Raw genomic sequence first — 6,677 nt, 5'->3', positions numbered from 1 at the left:
TGGCCGTCGACTCTGTCGTTGAGCACCGATTTCGGCGCCTTGAACGGCGTGGCCAGTGCGTCATTCGGCTTCTTGCCGCGCCAGATCTTGGTCAGCGCGCGGGTCACCTGCGGCACCAGTTCGATCTGCTGCTGCAACTGCTCGCGGAAGTGGGTCAGCGGCGTTGGTGGCGCCTCGGCGGTTTCGTCAAGCGCCTTGCGCTTGCGCATCTCCGCGCCGATGGTCCACGGCGGCACCACCTTGCCGGCGGCGGCGCTGACCGAGAACGCCCGCGCAGTCATCCGGATGCCGCCGACACCGTCGATCAGCGCATGGTGCATCTTGGTGTACAGCGCGAAGCGGTTGTTCTCCAGGCCTTCGATGACATGGCATTCCCAGAGCGGCCGGTTCAGGTCCAGCTCGTGGCTGTGCAGACGCGAGACCAGCACGCCGAGTTCGCGCTCGCCACCGGGATGCGGCAGCGCCGAATGGCGCACGTGGTAGTCGAGATCGAGGCCGTCGTCGATTTCCCAGGCCGGCAGCACGCCGCGCAGCAGGGACTTCTTCAAGCGCAGGTTCCACGGCGGCACGAAGGCCTTGGCGTCCTTCAGCTGGGCGACCAGCTTGGCGAGGAAATCCGCGGGCGCATCGGCCGGCAGCGAAAAGATGTTCAGGCCGGCGACATGCATCGGCGTATTGCGCGATTCGACATACAGCCAGGACGCATCGAGCGGTTTGAGTCGGGTTGCCATTGATATCTCTCCAGATCAATTTCTTGTTGTGGAGCGACTTTAACGCGCGGACCTGCCGTGCGGTGGCGGCGCGGTCTAGCGCTATGACAAGGCGCAGCAATCTTGCGCCGGATTCGCGCCGACAGACTGCCCGACTAGACCGCCGAGATCGCTGCTCCGCGCTTGCGCCGGGTCTTGCTGCCGGCCTTGGTGACCACCGCCAACTCGTCGATGTACTGCAGCAAGGTCGCGATCGCCTCTGCGCGGCCGTCGCCGGCATGGGCGCTCATGTTCGATTTGTAGAACGCGTGGTTGCCCATGAAGCGATCGACATCGCTCGGGGTCAGGTTCAGGCGATCGCCGCGCATGCCCACGCCCATGCGTTCGATCATCCAGGCGTTCAGGCGTTGCTCGAAGGCTTCTTCCGGCAGCGCGAGAATCGGCTTGCCGAAGTGGATCGCTTCGCCGATGGTCTGATTGCCGGCGGTCGACATCACGGCGCGGCAGGCGGCGAGATCGTGCACGAACCATTCGTTGCTCGGCGCCCGGAAGTCGAGGTTCTCGACCTTGCCGCGATACGGGGTGCCGTAGACCACCACCGGGCAGTCGAGCTGGCGCAGCGCGTGGTCGATATTCGGCCGGTATTGATGCTCGCCCTTGTTGAAGTAGGCGAGCAGGAAATCGCCATCGCTGGGCTTGGTGCGCAGCACTTCGTCGCGGAGCATCGGGCCGATGACTTTCACGCCCGGATAGGCGCCTTCGGCCGGATAGAAGCTGGCGATCAGGATGCGTTCCGGAATGCCCATCAGGCGGCGATAGCCAAAGCCGTCGCGCATGCCCATCAGCCAGAGGTCCGGCGGGAAGTGCGGCTTGCAGTAGGCGATGATGCCGACGTGGTCGAAGCTGATCCGCGGCAGTTTCAGCTTCTTCGCCGCGCGGTGGGTCCAGGCTTCGGAATCGGAAATCACCAGTTCGATGCCGCGCGCCTTGATCTCGCGCTCCACCACTTCGGAACCGTGGCCGCCGAAGAACAGATCGGCCATCGGCGCCAGGTTCTTACTGATCGTCTTGGCAACCGAATGGCTGCCGTTGGCTTGATAGACGTAGCCGATGATCGGAATGCGCACGGTCGGAAACAGCGGCGCCAGCACGTCGTAGGCATCGCCACCGGCGAACACGGTGACCTCGTGCCGGGCCATCAAACTCGGCAGCACCGCCATCGAGCGCATCGCATGGCCGCGCCCGTAACCCATCACGCCGTAGGCAATCTTCATCGTCGCTGCTCCCGGTCTTCGGGTGAGTACGCGGCCACGGTATGAAACGGCGGTAAACCCCGAATGACGAAGCGGTGACGGTTCGATGACAGCTCGGCGGCGGCTTGCTGCGCGGCGAGCGCGCTCAGCGCGACATCAGCAGATCAGGTCTGCCGCCCACAATCGGGTAGCGATGGTCACCGATCTGCAGCAGCGGCCAGTCACTGGCAACGGCGATCGGTGAACGTCCTTCGCGTAGCGTTTCCGGCAGCAGCGGATGACCGGCGCCAGCCTGACTGTAGACCCAGGCCAGCAGCAACCAGCCGCCGCTCCCGGAGGCACCGTAGACCAACGGCGGCAGGTTCCAACTGCGGGCTGGCGGGACGAACAGCCATTCAGGCCCGGGCGGCCCACCGAGATCGACGCTGATCAGCATGCAGGGACGCAGTTGACGCTGACAGCCGGGACCGAACTCCTTGCCGGCCAGCGGTGCGAGATCGGCCGCCAGCGCGCTGAGCAGTTCCGGCGGCAGCACCGTACCAGCTGGCAGTGTCTCGATATCTTCGGCGAGCAGCGGCCGAGACGACGGTGGGGAGACGTCGATCTCCGGTTCGCTCAAGGCTTCGTCGATCGCGGCGAGAAGGCCCAGATCACCGGCGTGGCGCGGATCAGTCCTGAGTGTCTCCAGCGCCGATCGGCCTTCGCGGCCAAGTTCTCGGGCGAACAGCCGGACGTCGAAGCGGGGCCGTTGCTCAGCCTGCTTCCTGTCTTGGGTCCCGGGCCCATTTCGCCGACGGAAATCGTCGACCTGATCATAGCCATCGATACGCAGTTCGCCGCGCGCCAGCCGCCCCAGCTGCGAACTCACGCTGATCGAACGGAAATCGAGCAACGGCGACTGCGAAGCCAGCAGCAGGACGACGACGAATCCGGCCATCAGCGGATTACCGACCGATAGCCGGCTCAGCCAGCGGCCATCGCGCGCCGGCAATACCGCCCAGGCCAGCAGCAGCGCATGCAGCGCGAGAATCACGGCCACCAGCAGGGCACTGAGCCGGTCCGGCGTCCAGCCGTGCTGGTCGACCCGCAGCACGATCGCCCAGATTGCCAGGCCGGCGTGCGCCGGCAAGCTCAACAGGCCGGCCGAAACGAAACGCTGCAGCCAGCGCGGATAACGCGGCTCCGTGTTGCCATCCTGGTAAACGCCATTGACGAACACCACCATCGCCAGCACCAGCCAGAGCAGCAGCGAGGCCGCGCGGCGGGTCTGCCACAGCGCTTCGGGCCCGCGCAGCACCACCACGGCGAGGAACAGCAGGGCCAGCAGCGCGACGAACGGCAGCAACGCTCGCGCCAGGCTCAAGCACAGGCGCAGCAAGGCCCGCAAAGCACCGCCCTGAGCACGGCTCATCACCAGGCCGAAGCCGACCAGCAAGCCAGTGACCGGATAGATGAAGCGCCGCTCGCCGAACAGCTCGCGGAATTCGGTGATGCCGAGCAAGGCGAACAAGGCGCCCCATAACCACAGGATCAGCCAGGCGGCGAGCACGAACAGGCCGGTGCCCGCCAGCGCCAGCGCATTGTCCCAGGCGTGGCGATAAAGGCTCGAATAAGACAGGCGCAGCGGCAGCCGGCTACCGGCGTCGCGCCAGGCTTCGAGGAATGGCAGCAGGATGAACAGCGCCGTGGCCAGCGTGGCCCAGTACGGAGTGCTGAGGCTGCTGCAGCCCCAGCGCGATGACAGGCAATCGCCGCCGGTGTGCCAGGCGAGACCGGCCAGCAGCAGGGCGAGCAGGCCGAGCGCAGCGTAGGTGAAGCGCTCGCCGATCCGCTCGATCATCAACATCAGCATCAAGGGCGGGCCGATCGCCAGCGTGTAGCCGAGCATCCACAGCGCTGGATCGTCGAAGCCCGACCACTTGCCGGCAATGCCCTCGTGCAGCACCAGCAGCACCGCCGAAGCGAGCACCGCAGTGATCACGATCAACTGCCGGGCCGGATGGTCCGGACTACCTTCAACAGCGACGCTGCGTTCCGTGTTCACGCGTTACCCGGGCTGCCGATGATTGGTTTCCATCATAATCCGACGCTCCTGCCTCGCCCTTACCCAGCGCCCGTGAATCTGCTTGACCCCGAACTGATCATCGCTTTCCTGACCTTGGCTGCACTGGAAATCGTGCTGGGCATCGACAACATCATCTTTCTGTCGATCATGGCGGCGAAGCTGCCGCTGCATCAGCAGGCCCGGGCGCGGACCATCGGCCTGGCCGGGGCGATGCTGACCCGCATCGCGCTGCTGGTGTCCCTGAACTGGATCGCCAAGCTGACCGCCGATCTGTTCACCGTATTCGGCATGGGCTTCTCGGGCCGCGATCTGATCCTGTTCGGCGGTGGCCTGTTCCTGATCTGGAAGGCCGGCAAGGAGATCGTCGACATGCTGCGCGGTGCGCTGCATGCGCCTGGCAGCACTGCTGGCGCGGTCGGCGTCAGCTTCGTCGGCGTGATCGTGCAGATCATGATTCTCGACATCGTGTTCTCGCTCGATTCGGTGATCACCGCCATCGGCATGACCAGCAATCTGCCGGTGATGATCGCCGCGATCGTCACCGCGGTGATCGCGATGATGTTCTTCTCCGGCCCACTGTCGCGCTTCGTCGACGCCAATCCGACGGTGAAGATGCTGGCGCTGGCCTTCCTGGTGCTGATCGGTGCCGTGCTGATCGCCGAAGGGCTGGACTTGCATATCTCCAAGGCCTACGTCTATTTCGCGATGGGCTTCTCGGTGGCCGTGGAAATCCTCAATCTGCGCCTGCGCAAGCGGCTGGCTGCCGCGGGTCATTGAAGCCTGATGCACGCTGAATCGCCCGATGTCGCGCTGCTCTGCGCCGGCCTGAACCCGGCCCAGCGCGAAGCGGTGACTGCGCCGCCCGAACACCGTCTGGTGCTGGCCGGTGCCGGCTCCGGCAAGACCCGGGTGCTGACCCATCGCATCGGCTGGCTGATCGCCGTCGAAGGGGTTTCGCCGCATTCGATCCTCGCGGTCACCTTCACCAACAAGGCCGCGGCCGAGATGCGCGGCCGCATCGAAAGCCTGGTCACCGTACCGGTGCGGACGATGTGGGTGGGCACCTTCCACGGCATCGCCCACCGCCTGCTGCGCCTGCACTGGAAGGAAGCGCGGCTGCCGCAGAACTTCCAGATTCTCGATGCCGACGATCAGCAGCGCCTGGTCAAGCGGGTGATCCGCGGGCTGGATCTGTCCGAAGAGCAGTGGGTGCCGAAGCAGATCACCGGCTGGATCAATGCCCAGAAGGAAGAAGGCCGGCGGCCGGATGCGATGGTCGACCAAGGCGATTTCGCGCAGCGGCAACTGGTGCGCATCTACAGCGCCTATGAAGCGCAATGCGCGCAGAACGGCCTGGTCGATTTCGCCGAACTGCTCTTGCGCGCCCACGAACTGTGCCGCGACGTGCCGCAGATCCAGCAGCATTACCGGCAGCGCTTCCGGCACATCCTGGTCGACGAATTCCAGGATACCAACACCTTGCAGTACGCCTGGCTAAGAGTGCTGGCCGGCAATACCGGGACGATGTTCGCGGTCGGTGATGACGATCAGTCGATCTACAGCTGGCGCGGCGCCAAGGTCGAGAACATGGCTCGGCTGAGCAAGGATTTCCCTGGCCTGGAAGTCATCCGCCTCGAACAGAACTACCGCTCGACCGGCACCATCCTCAAGGCCGCGAATGGCCTGATCGAGAAGAACTCCGGGCGGCTCGGCAAGGTGCTGTGGACCGATGGCCAGGATGGCGATGCGATCCAGCTCTATGCCGCGTTCAACGAGTTCGATGAGGCCGAGTTCGTGGTCGGCCGGATCAAGGCGCATCACGAAGGTACCTATGCGCTGAAAGACTGCGCGATTCTCTATCGCTCGAACGCGCAGAGCCGTGTGCTCGAAGAATCGCTGATCCGCAATCGTCTGCCGTATCGCATCTACGGCGGCCTGCGCTTCTTCGAACGCCAGGAAGTGAAGGACGCGCTGGCCTATCTGCGCCTGGTCGCGATCCGCGATGACGACGCCAGCTTCGAGCGCGCCGTGAACACGCCGCCGCGCGGCATCGGCGCGACCACCATCGAACGTCTGCGCGCACTGGCGCGCGATGCCGGCGTGTCGCAATGGAAGGCGGCGCAAGGCGCTGGCGCCGCACTCGGCCGCAGCGCCAACAATCTGAAGGTGTTCCTCGATCTGATCGACGGCCTCGCCCGTGACGGCGCTGGCAAGCCGCTGGCCGAGCTGATGGCGATGGCGATCGAGCGCTCGGGCTTGCGCGAACATTACAAAAAAGAGAAGGGCGAGCAGGCCGAAGCGCGCCTCGACAATCTCGACGAACTGATCAGCGCCGCACGCGGCTTCGAGCGGCCGCCGGAAGACGATGGCCTCGATCCGCTGAACTCCTTCCTCGCCCACGCGATGCTCGAAGCCGGCGAACGCCAGGCCGGCGTCGGCGAGGACTGCGTGCAGCTGATGACTCTGCACTCGGCGAAGGGCCTGGAGTTTCCGGTGGTGTTCCTGGTCGGCATGGAGAACGGCCTGTTCCCGAGCCAGCGCGCCGTCGATGGCGGCTCGCTCGAAGAGGAGCGGCGCCTGGCCTACGTCGGCGTTACCCGCGCGCGTCAGCAGCTGTATCTGACTTACGCCGAAGTGCGGCGCATCCAC

Annotated in this window: 5 protein-coding genes; 2 read left to right on the top strand and 3 right to left on the bottom strand. The window is 65.3% G+C overall.

The genetic code is table 11. The features are described from left to right. From Q0D45_RS12445 to Q0D45_RS12435, 3 genes are all read right to left on the bottom strand, one after another. Positions 1 to 731: wax ester/triacylglycerol synthase domain-containing protein (locus Q0D45_RS12445; RefSeq protein WP_293393272.1), on the bottom strand; the 731-nt coding region annotated here is incomplete at its 3' end. A gap of 134 nt (positions 732 to 865) precedes the next feature. After that, positions 866 to 1,984: a glycosyltransferase family protein gene (locus Q0D45_RS12440; RefSeq protein WP_293393270.1), complete on the bottom strand. Its 1,119-nt coding sequence runs from the start codon at positions 1,982 to 1,984 to the stop codon at positions 866 to 868. 124 nt (positions 1,985 to 2,108) lie between these two features. After that, complete coding sequence (locus Q0D45_RS12435; protein WP_293393268.1) at positions 2,109 to 4,007, bottom strand: DUF4153 domain-containing protein; 1,899 nt, start codon at positions 4,005 to 4,007, stop codon at positions 2,109 to 2,111. 72 nt (positions 4,008 to 4,079) lie between these two features. On the opposite strand from Q0D45_RS12435, the gene Q0D45_RS12430 reads away from it, so the two are divergent. After that, a complete protein-coding gene (locus Q0D45_RS12430) occupies positions 4,080 to 4,805 on the top strand; it encodes a TerC family protein (RefSeq protein WP_293393266.1) in 726 nt (241 codons plus the stop codon). A gap of 6 nt (positions 4,806 to 4,811) precedes the next feature. Then, positions 4,812 to 6,677, top strand: a 1,866-nt coding sequence (uvrD, locus tag Q0D45_RS12425) for a DNA helicase II (protein WP_293393264.1), incomplete at its 3' end; no start/stop codon positions are given.

Origin of the sequence: Nevskia sp. (assembly GCF_023266035.1) — a bacterium.
In the GTDB taxonomy this organism is placed as follows: Bacteria; Pseudomonadota; Gammaproteobacteria; order Nevskiales; family Nevskiaceae; genus Nevskia.
Note: the sequence above shows the minus strand (reverse complement) of the source record. Positions and strands in the feature narration are given on the sequence as shown.

Excerpts from the sequence above, each read along its gene's own strand:
- Q0D45_RS12440 (WP_293393270.1), bottom strand. The coding sequence starts at position 1,984 with ATGAAGATTGCCTACGGCGTGATGGGTTACGGGCGCGGCCATGCGATG.